At 33.1% G+C, this 16896-nt stretch carries 16 protein-coding genes and 2 tRNA genes; 11 read left to right on the top strand and 7 right to left on the bottom strand.

Annotated features, from left to right (window positions below; genetic code table 11):
- Window position 1 precedes the first annotated feature (1 nt).
- The 7 genes from ACNQGD_RS02195 to ACNQGD_RS02165 all read left to right on the top strand — a co-directional run bounded on the left by ACNQGD_RS02195 (window position 2) and on the right by ACNQGD_RS02165 (window position 6623).
- Window positions 2-334 (top strand): MerR family transcriptional regulator, encoded by a 333-nt coding sequence (locus tag ACNQGD_RS02195; protein ID WP_099714491.1) that lies wholly within the window; start codon window positions 2-4, stop codon window positions 332-334.
- 57 nt (window positions 335-391) lie between these two features.
- Window positions 392-979 carry a LemA family protein gene (locus tag ACNQGD_RS02190; RefSeq protein WP_417997695.1) on the top strand — a complete coding sequence of 196 codons (588 nt, stop codon included), beginning with the start codon at window positions 392-394 and terminating at the stop codon, window positions 977-979.
- A 149-nt stretch (window positions 980-1128) separates the two neighbouring features.
- Window positions 1129-1566: a TPM domain-containing protein gene (locus ACNQGD_RS02185; protein ID WP_417997694.1), complete on the top strand. Its 438-nt coding sequence runs from the start codon at window positions 1129-1131 to the stop codon at window positions 1564-1566.
- Window positions 1566-2375: a TPM domain-containing protein gene (locus ACNQGD_RS02180; RefSeq protein WP_417998147.1), complete on the top strand. Its 810-nt coding sequence runs from the start codon at window positions 1566-1568 to the stop codon at window positions 2373-2375. Before ACNQGD_RS02185 ends, ACNQGD_RS02180 begins: the two co-directional genes overlap by 1 nt.
- Window positions 2376-2487: 112 nt before the next feature.
- Window positions 2488-2901, top strand: a complete 414-nt coding sequence (locus ACNQGD_RS02175; RefSeq protein ID WP_417992537.1) for an RrF2 family transcriptional regulator — start codon at window positions 2488-2490, stop codon at window positions 2899-2901.
- Between the two features lie 240 nt (window positions 2902-3141).
- Window positions 3142-5685: a TonB-dependent receptor gene (locus tag ACNQGD_RS02170; RefSeq protein WP_417998146.1), complete on the top strand. Its 2544-nt coding sequence runs from the start codon at window positions 3142-3144 to the stop codon at window positions 5683-5685.
- A gap of 188 nt (window positions 5686-5873) precedes the next feature.
- The gene (locus tag ACNQGD_RS02165) at window positions 5874-6623 is read left to right on the top strand and encodes a DUF2490 domain-containing protein (protein WP_417998145.1); all 750 of its coding nucleotides are present in this window, start codon (window positions 5874-5876) and stop codon (window positions 6621-6623) included.
- A 186-nt stretch (window positions 6624-6809) separates the two neighbouring features.
- Here ACNQGD_RS02165 and der read toward each other — a convergent pair whose 3' ends face one another.
- The gene (gene der / locus ACNQGD_RS02160) at window positions 6810-8120 is read right to left on the bottom strand and encodes a ribosome biogenesis GTPase Der (protein WP_417992534.1); all 1311 of its coding nucleotides are present in this window, start codon (window positions 8118-8120) and stop codon (window positions 6810-6812) included.
- Window positions 8121-8391: 271 nt separating this feature from the next.
- Window positions 8392-9273, bottom strand: a complete 882-nt coding sequence (gene era / locus ACNQGD_RS02155) for a GTPase Era (protein ID WP_417992533.1) — start codon at window positions 9271-9273, stop codon at window positions 8392-8394.
- A gap of 116 nt (window positions 9274-9389) precedes the next feature.
- Between era and ACNQGD_RS02150 the strand changes: the two genes are divergently transcribed.
- Together ACNQGD_RS02150 and ACNQGD_RS02145 are read left to right on the top strand one after the other, a co-directional pair.
- Window positions 9390-9462, top strand: a tRNA-Met gene (locus ACNQGD_RS02150).
- Window positions 9463-9494: 32 nt separating this feature from the next.
- Window positions 9495-9567: transfer RNA gene (locus ACNQGD_RS02145), tRNA-Met, on the top strand.
- Between the two features lie 380 nt (window positions 9568-9947).
- On the opposite strand, the gene ACNQGD_RS02140 is transcribed toward ACNQGD_RS02145, so the two are convergent.
- From ACNQGD_RS02140 to ACNQGD_RS02130, 3 genes are all read right to left on the bottom strand, one after another.
- Window positions 9948-10394, bottom strand: coding sequence for a hypothetical protein (locus ACNQGD_RS02140; RefSeq protein WP_417997689.1), 447 nt, complete (start codon window positions 10392-10394; stop codon window positions 9948-9950).
- A 192-nt stretch (window positions 10395-10586) separates the two neighbouring features.
- Window positions 10587-13682, bottom strand: coding sequence for a sensor histidine kinase (locus ACNQGD_RS02135; RefSeq protein WP_417998144.1), 3096 nt, complete (start codon window positions 13680-13682; stop codon window positions 10587-10589).
- A complete protein-coding gene (locus tag ACNQGD_RS02130) occupies window positions 13612-14367 on the bottom strand; it encodes a LytR/AlgR family response regulator transcription factor (protein WP_417998143.1) in 756 nt (251 codons plus the stop codon). Before ACNQGD_RS02130 ends, ACNQGD_RS02135 begins: the two co-directional genes overlap by 71 nt.
- A 207-nt stretch (window positions 14368-14574) precedes the next feature.
- Between ACNQGD_RS02130 and ACNQGD_RS02125 the strand changes: the two genes are divergently transcribed.
- Entirely contained in the window at window positions 14575-14694 is a 120-nt protein-coding gene (locus tag ACNQGD_RS02125; protein ID WP_417998142.1) for a GIY-YIG nuclease family protein, read from the top strand.
- Between the two features lie 334 nt (window positions 14695-15028).
- On the opposite strand, the gene ACNQGD_RS02120 is transcribed toward ACNQGD_RS02125, so the two are convergent.
- A complete protein-coding gene (locus tag ACNQGD_RS02120) occupies window positions 15029-15883 on the bottom strand; it encodes a leucine-rich repeat domain-containing protein (protein ID WP_417997685.1) in 855 nt (284 codons plus the stop codon).
- Between the two features lie 180 nt (window positions 15884-16063).
- On the opposite strand from ACNQGD_RS02120, the gene ACNQGD_RS02115 reads away from it, so the two are divergent.
- Window positions 16064-16546 carry a DUF1761 domain-containing protein gene (locus tag ACNQGD_RS02115; RefSeq protein ID WP_417998141.1) on the top strand — a complete coding sequence of 161 codons (483 nt, stop codon included), beginning with the start codon at window positions 16064-16066 and terminating at the stop codon, window positions 16544-16546.
- Window positions 16547-16594: 48 nt separating this feature from the next.
- Here ACNQGD_RS02115 and ACNQGD_RS02110 read toward each other — a convergent pair whose 3' ends face one another.
- Window positions 16595-16873, bottom strand: a complete 279-nt coding sequence (locus ACNQGD_RS02110) for a 4a-hydroxytetrahydrobiopterin dehydratase (RefSeq protein WP_417998140.1) — start codon at window positions 16871-16873, stop codon at window positions 16595-16597.
- Between the last annotated feature and the right edge of the window lie 23 nt (window positions 16874-16896).

The raw sequence follows: 16896 nt of genomic DNA, 5'->3' as shown, positions 1-16896 counted from the left end.
TATGCATATTGAATTATCTAAAGACAAAAGATATTACAGCATTGGAGAAGTAGCTAAAGCATTTGACGTGAATGCATCGCTAATTCGTTTTTGGGACAATGAATTTGATATTCTGAAACCAAAAAAGAATGCTAAAGGCAATCGAATGTTTACTCCGGAGGATATCACTAATCTACAACTGATCTATCATTTGGTCAAAGAAAGAGGTTTTACGCTGGAAGGTGCCAAAACCCATTTGAAAGAAGGACAGAAAAAAACGTTGGATAAGTTTGATATCATTCGAAAATTAGAAACGATACGCACACAATTAACAAATATAAAAAACGAATTGTAGTCATCAGGACTACTTATCGATTCAAATTTTTAAACAATAAACTTAAATTAAATAAACATGAAAAGATTTTTGCCTTGGATTATCGGAGCGGTTGTGATTTTTGTAATTTACAGCTGGGTTAAAGGAATTAATAATACTGCAGTGACTTTAAACCAAAATGTAGAACAATCTTGGGGTGATGTTCAAACAGCATATCAAAGAAGAAATGACCTTATTGGGAATTTAGTAAATACGGTAAAAGGTGCCGCTGATTTTGAAAAAAGTACGTTGACAGCAGTTATCGAAGCGCGTTCTAAAGCTACTTCTGTAAAAATTGATCCTGCAAATATTACTCCGGAACAATTAGCGGAATTCAACAAAGCACAAAGTGGCGTGAGCAGTTCATTGTCTCGATTATTAGTAACTGTTGAAGCGTATCCTGAGTTGAAAGCCAATCAAAATTTCTTAAAATTACAAGATGAATTAGCCAGTACTGAAAATCAAATTTTAACGGCTAGAACTCGTTTCAACGAAGCGGTTAAACCTTACAATTCTCATATTAAAACGTTCCCAAACAGCTTATTTGCTGGCTTGTTTGGATTTAGAGACAAAGCATATTTTAACGCTGTTGAAGGTGCAGATAAACCAGTTGAAGTAAAATTCTAAAGTTAGATTATTAGACTTCTTAGGTTTTTAGAAGTCAAAATAAATCCAATTTAAATTAAAAAAATAACCTTTAAAAATTAACGCTTTTTGATTGCAGATTTAAAAGTTCTGAAATCAAAAAGCGTTAATCTTAAATCAAAAATAGTTCAATGTCAAAAGTAGAAGATTTTTTAACCAAAGAAGATGAACAAGAAATTGTTGAAGCTATTCGCATGGCTGAAAAAAACACTTCTGGCGAGATTAGAGTTCATATAGAAAAAACAACTTCCATGGATGCGTATGATCGTGCGATGGAAGTTTTTCATGAACTGAAAATGGATGAAACCGAACTTCAAAATGGTGTTTTGATTTACTTAGCTGTAGAAGATCGACATTTTGTAATTTGTGGCGACAAAGGCATTAATGATGTTGTTCAAGATGATTTTTGGAATTGTACCCGAGATATCATGGTGGCTGAGTTCAAAAAAGGAAATTTCAAGCAAGGTCTTGTTGATGGAATTGCCAGAGCCGGTGAACAATTACAGAAATATTTCCCTTGGCTGGAAGGCGATACAAATGAATTATCAAACGAAATATCTAGAGGATAATGCTATTACAAAAAAAGAGTACCCTAATTTCCCTAAAGCTGTTTGTATGTTTGTTATTCACACAAATTGGTTTTGCACAATTTACCATTCCTGAAAAACCAACTTCACAGACTTCTGTTTACGATTATGCGAATGTTTTAAGCGCGACAGAAAAAACACAGTTGGAAGAAAAGCTGATTAAATATTCTGATTCTACCACCACTCAAATTGTGATAGTAACCGTAGAAAGCCTCAAAGGAGAAGATGTAAGTCAATTAGCAACAAAATGGGCGCAAACTTGGGGCATAGGTCAGGCAAAAGAAGACAACGGTGTCATTATTTTATTGGCTAAAGGCGAAACTAAAATTGCAATAAATCCAGGTTACGGATTAGAAGATCGACTGACAGCCGGTATTGGGGGAGAAATAATCCGAAACATTATTATTCCTGAATTTAAAGCAGGAAGTTATTACAACGGGCTTGATAAGGGAACGGATGCTTTATTTGATGTTTTCAAAGGAAAATACAAAGGAGAACGAGTTAAACAAACCAAAGATAAAGGATTTCCCATCTTACCATTAATTGTTATTGTCATTATTATACTGGTGTTGATATCTCGAAACAAAGGTAGTGGTGGAAATTCTGGTAACAGCGGCAGTGGTGTAGGCTCAAGTCTACTTGATATCATTATTCTAAGCAGCCTTGGACGAAACATTGGCGGAGGTGGTTTCGGCGGAGGTTCCTCTGGTGGCGGATTTGGAGGAGGCGGTTTCGGCGGTGGATTTGGTGGCGGAGGTTTCTCTGGCGGTGGATCAAGTGGAGATTGGTAACATTCAATTTCCATCTTGAGAAAACAAATTACGAAAGTAAAAATATTAAAAACCCTTTTTAATATTTAGAGCGTCTTAAATTTATTCAAAAAACATAAATCAATTATAGTAAATGCTCTCACAAAAAGCCAAATATGCTCTAAAAGCACTCTTATACTTAGCCCAACAAGAGGAAACCCATGTATCTCGAACTATCGAAATTGCCGAGGCAGCCTCTATACCAAAAAAGTTTTTGGAACAGATTCTGTTGGATTTAAAACGTGGCCATTTCGTAGGAAGTAAACAAGGGAAATTTGGCGGTTATTATATTTTAAAATCTAAAAACGACATTACTTTAGCCGATATTCACAGACTTTTTGATGGCGCAATTGCGTTACTTCCTTGTGCCTCATTGAATTTTTACGAACGCTGTTCTGATTGCGTCGATGAATCGGAATGCCTATTACGACACGGATTGATTACTATTAGAGAGGAAACTTTAAAAGCCATGGAAGTCATTACTATTGCATCATTGGTAAAAAAATAAAAAAATATTTTTAAACTCTACTAATCTTATAGAATTAATTATATATTTGCCTAAGATTTAATACATAATTAACAATCCAAAATTAAACGTATGAAAACGTACCTAAGTAAGTTTGCTTTATTGAATAGGCAACCCCGAAGAAATCAACTAAATGCAATTGAAAAAAAGAGTTCTCAAATGATGTACATGTGTTAGTAAAAAAATTTAAATTAAATTCTACTAATTACATATACTTAATAAATGAAAAATTCTATAAAAAACATACTTCCCCTATTATTCGTTTTAACATTCTCAATATCATTTGCACAAAACATTGACGGTTTGGTCACAACAAACCAAAACATTCCTTTAGAAGCCGCAAATGTTGTAATAAAAGGAACAACATCTAACACAATTTCAGATTCTAGCGGGAAATTTATCATAGACACAAAAGGAAAACTCCCTTTAACTCTTTTAGTTCAATATGTAGGATATAAAACTGCAGAAATAGAAATTACTTCTTTTGCAATACCTTCATTGCAAATAACGCTTACTGAAGAAAATACTTTGGTCGAGGTTATCGTTTCTTCAAGGCGCCGAATAGAAAAAGTACAAGATGTGCCAATCGCAATATCAGTAATAACAGGAAAACAGGCAGAACAAACTGGAGCTTTTAACGTTAATCGCATAAAAGAACTTGTTCCCTCAGTTCAATTATATTCGTCAAACCCTAGAAATACAGGTATTAATATTCGAAGCCTAGGTTCTCCTTTTGGACTTACAAATGATGGAATCGATCCTGGTGTTGGTTTCTATGTTGATGGCGTTTATTATGCACGTCCAGCGGCAACCACTTTAGATTTTATCGATATCGAACAAATTGAGATATTGCGTGGACCGCAAGGATCATTATTTGGTAAAAACACAACTTCAGGAGCCTTTAACATCACTACTCGCAAACCAAGTTTCACTTCAGGTGCTAACTTTGAAGTGAGTTACGGAAATTATGCATTCCTACAAGCCAAAGCCTCTGTTACAGGAGCATTAGGCAAAAAAATTGCAGGTCGTATCTCTTTTTCCGGTACGCAACGTAATGGACTAATTGATAATGTTGCAACGGGAAAACCTACAAATACCCTCAATAATCAGGGAATCAGGGGACAATTACTTTATACACCCTCTGAAAGAACCAGTATTGTAGTAGCTGCAGATATTACGACCCAACGTCCAGATGGATATGCTCAGGTAGTTGCTGGTGTTGCACCTACACAAAGAGCGGCTTACCGTCAATTTGATGCTATTATTGCTGATTTGAATTATCAATTACCAAGTTTAAATGGGTTTGACCGTAAAATTGACCACGATACGCCATGGCGTTCCGGACAAGATATGGGAGGTATATCTCTTAATGCAGATACAAAAATTGGAAACGGAACTCTTACGGCAACGACCGCTTGGCGTTTTTGGAATTGGGATCCATCAAACGATAGGGATTTTACAGGATTACAAGTATTAGCAAAATCGCAAAACCCAAGCAGACAAACACAAATAACACAAGAAGTACGATACGCAGGTCATCTTACCTCTAAATTAAGTGGTGTTGCAGGTGTCTTTTTTATTGACCAGACATCACAAACTGATGGTACAGAAGAATCCGGTAATGCACAATGGAGATTTGCACAAAGCACGACTAGTAATTTATGGAAAACACCAAATCTATTTGAAGGTTATGGTATCAAAACCGATGCCCGCATTAGAGCTTCCAGTGCGGCAGTATTTGGCCAATTAGACTGGGCTATAACAGAACGTTTACATGTGTTACCAGGTTTACGCCATAATTTTGACAAAAAAGATGCTGATTACAAACGTACTACATACGGAGGGCTTCAAACGAATGACCCAGCCTTAATTGCCTTGAAAAAATTAGTTTATACGGATCAGTCTTTTTCATCTAATACTGCTAACACTGACTTTTCTGGAAACATAACCGTTTCTTTTAAAGCTACTGACAAGATTAATGCGTATGCAACTTTTGCAAAAAGCTACAAACCCGTTGGAGTAAACGTAGCAGGATTACCTACTCTTGCCGGACAACCAATTCTAGAACTTGCAGTAATTAAACCAGAAGAAGTAAATCATTATGAAATTGGAGTAAAAACATCACCGTTTAAAAACTCAATATTTAATTTAACATTCTTTAATACGGATATCAAAGATTTTCAAACCAATGTACAGGCAGCTGAATTAGGTGTAAACCGTGGCTATCTTGCCAATGCAGATAAAGTACAGGTAAAAGGGGTAGAATTGGATGCAAGTTTTATAATCAGCAAACATTTAACCATCAATGGAGCAGCGACCTATACAGACGGTAAATATGTCAAATTTACAAATGCACCTCTTCCCTTAGAAGAAACAGGAGCAGCAGTATCCTTCAAAGATGTTTCCGGAACTGCTTTACCGGGTGCTTCAAAATGGGCAGGATCTTTAGGAGGTGAACTTTCAAACAATGCTAAATTTTTTGGAAATACAGGAAAAATATTCCTTGGAATTGATTCTTATGCACGTTCTGAATTCTCTTCAAGTCCATCTGCTTCAAAATATTTAGTAGTTCAGGGTTATGCTCTATTTAATGCTCGTTTGGGTTTTCGTGCAACAGATGGTTTGTCTGTACAATTCTGGGGACGTAATCTGCTAAATAAAGATTATTACGAACAACTATTGCCCGCTGGTGGAAATTCAGGACAATATGCTGGTGTATTAGGCGACCAAAGAACGTATGGAGTTACATTGAAATACTCATTATAATAATTTACTCATTAAAAACCATAAAATTAAAAACAGCATTACTAAAACTTAGGTCTTAATAATGCTGTTTTTTTTTATTCAATATTCTATTATTCAGTAGTTTAATACTGAGGAATATTTTTAAAATAAATACACCCCCTAAATTTTATAGAGTTTATGTAAATTTGCCAAAATTGAAATAAAACTCCGTGAAAAATATTAGAATCATTTTCTTTTTATTAGTATCTGTTCTCTGTCAAGCACAAACGGAGAAAAATATAGATCATCAAAGCATTCTTTGGACACGCTACTACAATCAATTGGCATTAAGTGAAAAATGGTCTTTGCATAACGAGTTTGACAATAGAATCTTTTTGAAACCATTGAAAGAAAATTTATATGTCATACGAATTCAAGGCCGTTACAAGATCAATGAACATTTAGAAGCAGGAATTGGCTTTGCACATTTCTCTGTTGCAACACAAGTACCCGAAGTATCCTATACTTTTAATACTCCGGAATACCGAGGACAACAAGATCTTACTTGGAAACTAAACATTAATAAAGTAACACTGCTTCAACGATTTCAAGCAGAAGAACGATTTATTCATAATGCCAATAAAGAATCATTATTATCCGGCACTACATTTTTCTGGAGATTCAGATACAGACTTCAAGCCGATTACGTTTTTTGGAAAAAAGAAAATCAGTATTTAAAAACTATTCTTTCAGATGAAATAATGTTAAATGCAGGGAAATCGATCATTAAAAATACATTTGATCAAAATAGAGTTTATGCTGCATTACAGTATGGCATGAATAAAAATATTGCATTAGAATTGGGTTATCTAAACAGTTTTCAACGCCGGGCTAGCGGAGTAGATTATTTTAATAGAGACATCATCCGATTTAGTATTTTCCATAAACTCAAACTCCAAAAAAAGGTCAAAACAATATAGACTACATTTAAGTGGACGAAAAACAAAAAAAATTTAATCCGCTTAAATAAAAATTTAAACCTTGACTATTAATTATTTAGCTAAATGTATCTGACTTAACTTTAGAAAAAGAAGAAAACTCAATTATTCCATTTCTGTTAAATAACAATTTAAACCAAAAAAAATCCCGATTGCTCGGGATTTCTCTTATTTTTCTCTGATATAAATATCGATTGGTACTCCTGAAAAGTCCCAGTTTTCTCTAATTTTATTTTCCAGATAACGCTTGTAAGGTTCTTTTACATATTGTGGCATATTGGCAAAAAACACAAATTGTGGTGTTGGTGTTGGTAACTGCATGCAATATTTAATTTTTACATATTTTCCTTTTGTCGCTGGCGGTGGGTACGCTTCAATCACTTTCAACATAAATTCGTTGAATTTTGAAGTTGCAATACGTTGTTGTCTGTTCTCGAAAACTTTTACGGTTGCTTCTAATGCTTTTAACAAACGTTGTTTCGTTAATGCCGAAACAAAAAGAATAGGCACATCCGTAAATGGCATTAATTCTTCTCTGATTTTGGCTTCATAATCACGAGTTGACATCGTTTCTTTTTCGACCAAATCCCATTTGTTCACTAAGATTACAACTCCTTTACGGTTTTTCTCCGCCAACCAAAAAATACTTTGATCCTGACCTTCAAATCCACGAGTGGCATCTATAATCAAAATACAAATATCAGCATGCTCAATCGCACGGACCGAACGCATTACCGAGTAAAACTCTAGATCTTCCTTCACTTTCGCTTTACGACGGATTCCCGCAGTGTCCACTAAATTAAATTCGAATCCAAAACGGTCAAATTTTGTATCAATAGCATCACGGGTTGTTCCCGCAATATCAGTAACAATATATCTGTCTTTACCAATCAAGGCATTGATAAAGCTTGATTTTCCTGCATTAGGACGCCCTACAACTGCAAAACGAGGCAATGCAACTTCTTCTTGCGTTGGCTCTGGTTTCACTGGAAATGCATCAATCAATGCATCCAATAAATCCCCCGTTCCACTTCCAGAAATACTGGCAAACGTGTAATATTCTCCTAAACCAAGGTTGTAAAACTCAATGGCATCTTTTTCACGCATCGCATTATCCACCTTATTTACTGCAAGCAAAACCGGTTTCGTCACTTTACGCAACAATCGCGCAACAGCATCATCCATTGGCGTAATCCCTTCCTCAACATCTACCACAAAAATGATAACATCAGCCTCATCTATAGCCAGTTCTACTTGTTTACGGATTTCGCCTTCAAAAACGTCATCCGACCCACGTACGTAACCGCCCGTATCAATCACAGAAAATTCCTTTCCGTTCCATTCGCTTTTTCCGTAGTTTCTATCACGGGTAACACCCGAAACTGAATCTACAATAGCTTCTCTTCTTTGTATCAGCCTATTAAAAAGGGTTGATTTCCCTACATTAGGTCTTCCTACTATCGCAACAATGTTATTCATAATCCTATTTTCAAATATTTTGCAAAGGTATGCTTTTTTTAGTTTGTAGTGGTCCCTTTTAAGTATTCAGCTAAAAAGCACGCTAACTGCGACTTCAATCTAAATTTTTAATGCTTTTTTTAGGAGCTCTTTCCAGCTGTCCACTCTATCTTTTATGTTTTAAAGAAAAACATAAAAGGATGCCGTTCCCATCTGGGCTAGGGCATTTCGAATTCTAATATCATTTATCGTAAAGTTTTTAGAGCGGAGCACTAAAAAATGGACACTTCTCTTATTGGTTATAACCAAAACGCTTCAACATATTCGCGTTGCTTCTCCAGTTTTTATTCACTTTCACCACCAACTCAATATGAATTTGTTTTCCAAAGAATTTTTCTAAATCAACACGAGACTCCATCCCTACTTTTTTCAAAGCAGCACCCTTATGACCTATAATGATTCCTTTTTGGGTTTCACGTTCCACCATAATCAAAGAACGGATTCTGATGATGTTTTCATCTTCAAAAAACTCTTCGGTTACAATTTCTACTGCATAAGGAATTTCTTTACTGTAATTCAATAAGATTTTCTCACGGATCGTTTCATTGACAAAGAAACGTTCCGGTTTATCGGTCAATTGATCTTTCGGGTAATACGCAGGAGATTCTGGTAATAAGGAAATAATTCGTCCAAAAACTTCTGGCACATTAAAATTCTGTAAGGCCGAAATTGGGAAAATTTCTGCATTAGGAACTTTTGCTGTCCAGAAAGCCACTTGTTCTTCCAGTTGCGCCTGATTTGAATTGTCAATTTTATTCAATAACAATAAAACAGGGATTTTGGCATGGATAATTTTATTGAAAAATGCTTCGTCTTTCAACTCTTGCTCTCCAATTTCCACCATATAAATCAGGATATCAGCATCTTCAAAAGCGGACTTAACGAAATTCATCATTGATTCCTGCATTTCGTATGCTGGTTTGATGATTCCTGGCGTATCCGATAAGATCATTTGAAAATCTTCCCCGTTTACAATTCCCAGAATTCTATGACGTGTTGTTTGTGCTTTTGATGTGATTATTGATAATCTTTCTCCAACAAAGGCATTCATTAATGTTGATTTCCCAACATTTGGATTTCCTATGATGTTTACAAAACCTGCTTTGTGTGACATTTCTATTATATTTATTTTGCAAAGGTAGACATATCAAGTCAATAGACGAAATAAAACATTTTTTAAAATTTTCATTGGAAATACAGAAATTCGTCGTACATTTGCACCCGAAACAACGCGGGATAGAGCAGTAGGCAGCTCGTCGGGCTCATAACCCGAAGGTCACAGGTTCGAGTCCTGTTCCCGCTACTAAGGAATTTATTGAAATTACAAACGCACATCGCGGGATAGAGCAGTAGGCAGCTCGTCGGGCTCATAACCCGAAGGTCACTGGTTCGAGTCCAGTTCCCGCTACTGAGAAAAACCCATCAATATTTTGATGGGTTTTTTCATTTTCACTACCTTTCTCAACCCTTACAAATAGTGAGATTAAGCCAAAAACACCATTCCCTTTTTGGTTAGATACTCTCTATTTTTCGCCCTAATGGACAAGCCTTGTGGAAACACTAAATTTTGGATTCTTATTTTGTTCTCGACATCTCCTCTACCTCAGCAATCACTGATATTTTTAGCTTTCTCAACCATTTACTCTTTAAATACCTCTAATTCAGATCCAAATTGCAATACCTATTTGTTATATTTTTCATCACTAAAATTTGGGTTGTCAAAATATCATTTATCTAAATTTCTTTGCTTTACAAGTAAACTTATCATTTCATTTTTTCCTTCCGTATTTATCGTATTATTGGACGCTGATAATGAAGAATAATATTTTTGCCTTTTTCTATATTGAAAGCAAAAATCTCTTTTCGAATACAATTTACCATTTCAATAGTATCATATTTTAACTCCGAAGGAAATTGCTTCTTAAAATAGTTTCCATTTTTTAAGCATATTTTTAATCCATAACTTTTATACTCCCTGAGTTTTATGCCCGCAGCAATAATTAGTAGAGAAGGAGCTATTAGAATCATATCAAATGGCAGATACCATAAAGAAAATAGAATAAACGCTATGGATAATAGAATATAACTGAAGGTGTAAATAGGTGCTATTTTGTCAACTGTGATGTAAACCCTATCTAATTCCGAAATAGAAATTTCTTTTTTATCTTTTGTAGTAATTATAATTAGTCCATTACTACCCATTGTTACTTTAGTAAATCTATTTTTAGAAATCATATTTATTCTTTTTACTTGGTCCTTTAAATACACATGTTTAGCTCTTCAAAAAATGTATTTACTACAAATCATCCGATAATAAGCATCCGTTCAATTTTGTTTCTCCATAAATCACCTCTAATTTACATCAAATGAATTTTTAAAAAAATAAGAATTAGTTTACGTAAACCTTTTCTGTTTTATCGTAATGATTCAGCTTGTGTGGAGTTTTAAAACAACTGTTGTTCCTCCATTAGGCGAAGAGGAAATAGTCACAGCTTCAACGGTGTCAAATTGAAATAATGTGATACGTTCTTTAGCCAATTTAATACCTTTTGAGGTGTTAAGTTTATTTAGGTTTTCAGCAGCCATTCCTTTACCATTATCTTCAATTTCACAAAAAAGGAAGTCCTCGATTTGTTTGAAAGAAACCTTTAGCGTAGGTTTTTTTGAATTGGAATCAAAAGCATGTACAAACACATTTTCTATGAATGGTTGTATGAGCATTGGTGGAATTTCGGTTTCAAAAAAATCTAAATCATCATCAAGTGATAGTTCAAAGTTTACTCTGTTTTTAAAACGCATATTTTCAAGCGTAATATACGATTGCAAATACTGGATTTCATCTGTCAAGTTAATGCGAAGTTTAGAAGAATTATTAAGTGTTTGCCGAATCAGTTTAGAGAATTCACCCATATACATCAACGCATCATCTGTATTGTTATCGATAATAAAATTCTGAATCGAATTCATCGCATTAAAGATAAAATGGGGATTCATCTGGCTTTGGAGAGCTTCCATTTTTGTTTCTGCTAAACGCTTTTGAATATCAGATTTCGATCGTTCTTGTATTTTAATAAAGTGAATTCTTTTTTTATAGATTACAAAACCAATAATGGAAAATAAAAGAACGCTACTTAAAACGAACCACCAAGTTTTCCAAAACGGTGGAGTAATAATTAAATCAATTAATTTCGAATGAAACATGAAACCAGTTCCTGTATTTTTACCCTCTAAAATTAATTTATATCTGCCATTTGGAATCCCTAGCAATTGTATTCTACCGTTGGATTCAAAGTCACTCCAAGTATCCGACAGTCCAATAATTTTATAGCGAAATACATTTTTATCCGCATTAAAAGTATTATTAGATGAAAAGACAATCTCAACATCATTTTGATTATAATCGAGTTTTATTTTATTATTTTCATAAACACCCCAACGAATGAAGGAGTCCGTTTTTGCAAAAGCTGTACCATTGACCTGAATTGAATTTATTCGTATTGGAGTATTTTGAGCTTTTTCATTTTTAAAAAATTCTGCAACATTTAACTGAATCAATCCGTTATTAGTTGCTATTAATAAATTACCGCTTTTGTCCTTTATGCAATCATTAAACTGAACGTCTGTTAACCCTTCGGATTTGTTGATGAGTTTTATAAATTTATTATTTCTTACTACATTGATTCCTTTATTTGTACCAATGAAATAAGTACCGTTTGATTGTTCTACAAATGAAATAGACGTGCCATGTAACTCTTTATACGGTTTATAAACATGTAAAATATCAAGCTTTTTTCCGTTCCATTTTGTGATATAAACTTTTCCACTGTTTGTTCCAATAACCAGCTGACCTTTGTCATTAATAAGTAAATCTTTGATATTATGTTCTTTGAACATGCCATTAGCTTTCAGGGAATAAAACTGACTGTTCTTGTTTATAAACAATCCTTTAGAAGATGAAGCAAACCAAAGCGTATTCCCCTCTTTTACTATTTTTGTTATATCGGTTGGAGTAGAAGATTTCTGAAGTGAAAATGACGAGAAATGAGTCCAATCAAATTTATTTTGATATAAATAGGTGTCCGAATACATCCGACAGAAATAAGCTTGGTCTTTATTATCAAAAATTAGATTCCCACCGTCAAAAAAAGCAAAAAATATAATTTCATATTTCTTATCAAAACAAAACACACCCAAAGTAGTATTTACCCATGTATTACCTTCATTATCTGACACTATATTGAATGAGTTGAAGCCTTCTTTACTTTTAAAGCTTTTAAATTCTGTGGCGGTATATGAATTCCATCCCTTTTCTTTAAAATAAACCGAAAGTTTCTTCAATATAGTAGCTTTATCAAAGATGGTATATCTTAAATCCTTATCAACAAGAATAATATTATCTTTAGCTCCAATCCAAGTAGTATTGTTTATATCATTATACATTCTTTGTATTTGTAGGTCTTTCAAACCAAAACAAGAAGACTCTAAAAATTGAATTTTTCTACTCAAATCCACCCGGTAAATTCCTTTATCATTAGAACCAACCCAAAGCTGTTGGGTTTCTTTATCATAAAACAAACACCATAAGGAAGTAGATGTAATATTTGCTTGACGTGTAATGTCGGTAATTTTATTGTTAGCATACTTAAACAACCCCCCTTTAGGATCTATTACATTACTGGTGGCAAAGTACAGATTGTTCAGCTGGTCTTTGGCATAATCCCAAATAATAGGACAAGCCAAAATTGTTTCTTTTTTGGTAGTCAGATTTTTGGTAAACAAAAAATGGTCTGGTCCTCCACTAAAATAGGTATTCCGGTCAACAAAAGAAGAATAGGATAGTATGGGCTTAAATATCTTTTCTAAACTTGATTTTTTAATATCCCCACTGACTATTAGATTAAATACTTGGCTTCGATTATATTTATCACTGTAAGAAGCCGTGATGAAAATTTCTTTCTTCGTTTCTTCTATCCCAACAATTTGAAACTTATTTGATACGTTTTTTTGTATGAAAGATTTAAAATTTTTTCCATTAAATAAACTGAGTCCATTTTCAGTTGCTAGTATCAAACATTTGTACTTTTTAGAATAATGAATTTTACGAATAGAATTATTCACTAGACCATCTTTTACACTATAATAGGTGAACTTTTCACCATCGTATTTAGCTAATCCGTTGCCATATAACGACAACCAAATGTTTTTGTTTTCATCTTCTACTACAGACCAAACCTTATCATATTTTAATCCATTTGTTTCATTGAACACTTTATAAGTAGAACCATCATAACAACACAATCCAGCATCTGTCCCAATCCATAATAAACCCCTACTATCCTTAAAAAAACATTTTATACCATTGCTTGGTAAACCATCGTTTACAGTAATATTTTTACTAGGAATCGTTTGTGAGACTGCTACTTCAAAAAGAAGAAGAAAAACAACCAGATAATTATTTCTTTTGAAGAATAGCATTGATAAAATCTTCTTTTTTTCTAATTGATACGGGTAGAGTTTGTCCATTACTAAGTTCAACAAGTAGTTCATTGGTTTTATTAAATCGAGTAACATAGTTGAGATTCACTAAATACGATTTATGAATCCTTTGAAAAACAGTAGTAGGTAGAAGTTCTTCAATAAATTTTAAAGTTTTAGATATAACAATTTTTTTACCGTCCAAACAAACAATTTTACAATAATTACTATCCGCTTCACAGTAAAGGATGGCATTAGTTTTTACTAGTTCAAATCCAGTTTCTGTGGGTAAGGCGATTTTATTAAAAGCTGAATTTCCAGAATCCAAATTTTCGATAAGTAACATCAAGTTTTCTTGCTGTGAAGCTTTATGCAACTTACTTTCATATTTCTTTACGGTTTCCAACAAATCAATATAATTAATTGGTTTTAACAAATAATCCAAAGCACTGCATTTTATGGCTTCAATAGCAAATTCAGAATGAGCGGTTGTAAAAATAACTTCAAAATTTATTTTGTTCAATTCTTTAAAAAGCTGAAAACCATTTTTGTTTGGCATTTGAACATCTAGAAAAACTAATTCGGGATTAAATTTTTCAATTGCAAGAATTGCTTCATCAACACTTTCACACAAAGCTAAGACTAGAAATTTATCTGGAAAATATCGCTGTAAAAGTTTTTCTAGAAATTCTCTAGCATTAAACTCATCATCAACTATTATCGTTTTTATCATTTTATAAATGTAGGAAGTTTTTGTTTAATATAAAGAAATCAATTAGTAACCGTTAAGTAAATAGTAGTTATCGATTCCAAAACCACAAATTTTATCAGTTACTAATTAAATCAAGAAGCCTTAAAATACTTTTGTAATATTGGCACATGCAACAATTCTATAGTAATCATCCAAAAACTCGTTAGGCTTTTTTAATAGCGTGTAATTATGGATGAATTTGTTGTCTACATTTTATATTCTGAAAAATTCGAAAAGAATTATACAGGTTTTACTTCTAATTTAATAGAACGATTCAAATCACATAATCTTTTAGGGACAAAAGGGTAAACTTTAAAATTTAAACCTTGGATGGCTATTCATGTTAAGTTTTTCAATTCAAAATCAGCAGCAATGAAAAGAGAAAAATATTTAAAATCCGGAATTGGGAGAGAGTTTATTCAAAATCTTAATCCAAACTTATAATTTGGAAGACTCACACTTACCACTTGAATGGCTTGAAAGCTGCAGAGAAATCTGGAGTTTTTTTTAGTACAACTAAACCAAAACGATTTAAACAAAAAAAAACCTGCGAGCAAGCTCACAGGTTCATACAAACTAAGCGTATTAAAACAACTAAACATATAATATCAAAGAGTGGTGCAAACTCTTTTCTATTTCTAAATTAATCTTCAGAAGCAATCGCTGTATTCTTACCAGTATTCAATTCTAATAAAACCGCTACTCCTTTATCATTTATCATCGTCATGTTCAACGTATCCATAACAGCTAATTCCCTAGATACCAAACCATTAAACATGTTGTAAGAAATATTCATTTCTTTCAATTTATCTAATTTCTCAAGCTCTAAAGGTACCTGACCATTCATTTTATTATCAAACAAACTAAGATTTTCAAGTGATGTCATGTTTACTACCTCAGTACTTAATGCTCCCGAAAGTTTATTACTGTTTAAAAGCAATGTTTTTAGGGTTTTTATATCGTATAATGAAGTCGGGATTTGCCCTGCTATTTCATTATTGAATAACGAAAGTGTTTCTAATTGATTCAAAGCTCCAATTTGCATTGGTAATTCTCCTGAAATTGCATTCATATACAATTCTAAATCTTTCAAATTACTCATTTCGCAAATAGAAGCAGGAATTGTTCCTGATAGTCTATTGAAAGAAAGATTCAATACTTTCATTTCTTTTAACTTTCCAATAGAAGAAGGAATCATGCCTGAAATTTGGTTTTTGTGTAAATCCAATTGTTGTAAACTTACTAAGTTTACAATTTCTTCTGGAATTTCACCTACCAAATTGTTATTGTCTAAAGTTATAGAAATTACTTTATCGTCTTGCAACGTAACACCATGCCAAGTAGAAACTGGTGATCCTAAATCCCATTTTACTTTCCACTGATCGCCATTCGTGGATTGATACAGTTTTACCAACGCATCTTTCTCTAATTGAGATACATCAGCAAACATTGGAAATGAAAACAAAAGGGTTAAAAATAGAGTAGTTATATTTTTCATAACGTAGAATTTATTTCTTTTACACATATAAAACTACATACAACGAAGTTAATCAGCAAACAAAATCGACGAAATACACTATTTTTATTTTTTATTGAGTTATATCTTACAAGAATACTTAATTTTCTTAATTAAATATTAATTTATTAGATTTGATTACTAATCTTTAAACCCAATTATATGGAAATCAATTTTCTAGCACTTTTTGTTGCTGCTTTATCTACACTTATTATAGGATTTGTTTGGTACAATCCAAAAGTTTTTGGAACAATTTGGATGAAAGAATCCGGGATGACGGAAGAAAAAATGAAAGGAGGAAATATGCTCCTGATATTTGGAGTATCATTACTGTACGCTTTTTTCATAAGCTTTATTCTTCAAATGCTAACAATACATCAATTTGGAGCACTAGGAATGGTTGGCGGAGATCCTAGTATCGCAAAACCTTCATACGAAGCTTTTATGGCAGATTACGGAATGGCATTTAGAACTTTCAAGCACGGAGCTTTACATGGTTTTATGACTGGATTATTTTTAGCATTACCAATTGTAGGCACAAATGCAATATACGAAAGACGAAGCTTCAAATATACTCTGGTAACAGGTGGTTTTTGGATCGTATGCTTTATGATTATGGGAGGAATTATTTGTGCTTGGAAATAATTTCTAATAAAAAAAATTCGTCTTGCTATTCTACAAGACGAATTTTTTTTATTGAATTTCCTCAATAGCTTTGGCTAAATCTAAATCCTTATCGGTAACTCCGTTTGCATCGTGTGTTGTCAGCCTAATTGTGACTTTATTATACACATTGAATAATTCCGGATGGTGATTTCTTTTCTCGGCCATCACTCCTACTTGCACTATAAAACCTAATGCTTGAGTAAAATTTGAAAAGACAAACTTTTTCTCAATTCCATCATTGACAAATTGCCATTCTTTAAGTACTTTTAACTCGGATTGAATTGTCTCAGCTGAATAGGTTTTCATAATCTACTTTTTAATTTATATAA

This window comes from Flavobacterium glucosi (assembly GCF_048286535.1).
Taxonomy (GTDB): domain Bacteria; phylum Bacteroidota; class Bacteroidia; order Flavobacteriales; family Flavobacteriaceae; genus Flavobacterium.
This window is presented reverse-complemented; position numbering and strand designations above follow the sequence as displayed.

Bases quoted from the DNA above. Each gene is read 5' to 3' on its own strand.
- ACNQGD_RS02195 (WP_099714491.1), top strand. From the start codon at position 2: ATGCATATTGAATTATCTAAAGACAAAAGATATTACAGCATTGGAGAA.
- ACNQGD_RS02185 (WP_417997694.1), top strand. From the start codon at position 1,129: ATGTCAAAAGTAGAAGATTTTTTAACCAAAGAAGATGAACAAGAAATT.
- ACNQGD_RS02110 (WP_417998140.1), bottom strand. From the start codon at position 16,873: ATGAAAACCTATTCAGCTGAGACAATTCAATCCGAGTTAAAAGTACTT.
- ACNQGD_RS02130 (WP_417998143.1), bottom strand. From the start codon at position 14,367: ATGATAAAAACGATAATAGTTGATGATGAGTTTAATGCTAGAGAATTT.
- ACNQGD_RS02190 (WP_417997695.1), top strand. From the start codon at position 392: ATGAAAAGATTTTTGCCTTGGATTATCGGAGCGGTTGTGATTTTTGTA.
- era (WP_417992533.1), bottom strand. From the start codon at position 9,273: ATGTCACACAAAGCAGGTTTTGTAAACATCATAGGAAATCCAAATGTT.
- ACNQGD_RS02170 (WP_417998146.1), top strand. From the start codon at position 3,142: ATGAAAAATTCTATAAAAAACATACTTCCCCTATTATTCGTTTTAACA.
- ACNQGD_RS02115 (WP_417998141.1), top strand. From the start codon at position 16,064: ATGGAAATCAATTTTCTAGCACTTTTTGTTGCTGCTTTATCTACACTT.
- ACNQGD_RS02180 (WP_417998147.1), top strand. From the start codon at position 1,566: ATGCTATTACAAAAAAAGAGTACCCTAATTTCCCTAAAGCTGTTTGTA.
- ACNQGD_RS02140 (WP_417997689.1), bottom strand. From the start codon at position 10,394: ATGATTTCTAAAAATAGATTTACTAAAGTAACAATGGGTAGTAATGGA.
- ACNQGD_RS02135 (WP_417998144.1), bottom strand. From the start codon at position 13,682: ATGGACAAACTCTACCCGTATCAATTAGAAAAAAAGAAGATTTTATCA.
- der (WP_417992534.1), bottom strand. From the start codon at position 8,120: ATGAATAACATTGTTGCGATAGTAGGAAGACCTAATGTAGGGAAATCA.
- ACNQGD_RS02125 (WP_417998142.1), top strand. From the start codon at position 14,575: ATGGATGAATTTGTTGTCTACATTTTATATTCTGAAAAATTCGAAAAG.
- ACNQGD_RS02120 (WP_417997685.1), bottom strand. From the start codon at position 15,883: ATGAAAAATATAACTACTCTATTTTTAACCCTTTTGTTTTCATTTCCA.
- ACNQGD_RS02175 (WP_417992537.1), top strand. From the start codon at position 2,488: ATGCTCTCACAAAAAGCCAAATATGCTCTAAAAGCACTCTTATACTTA.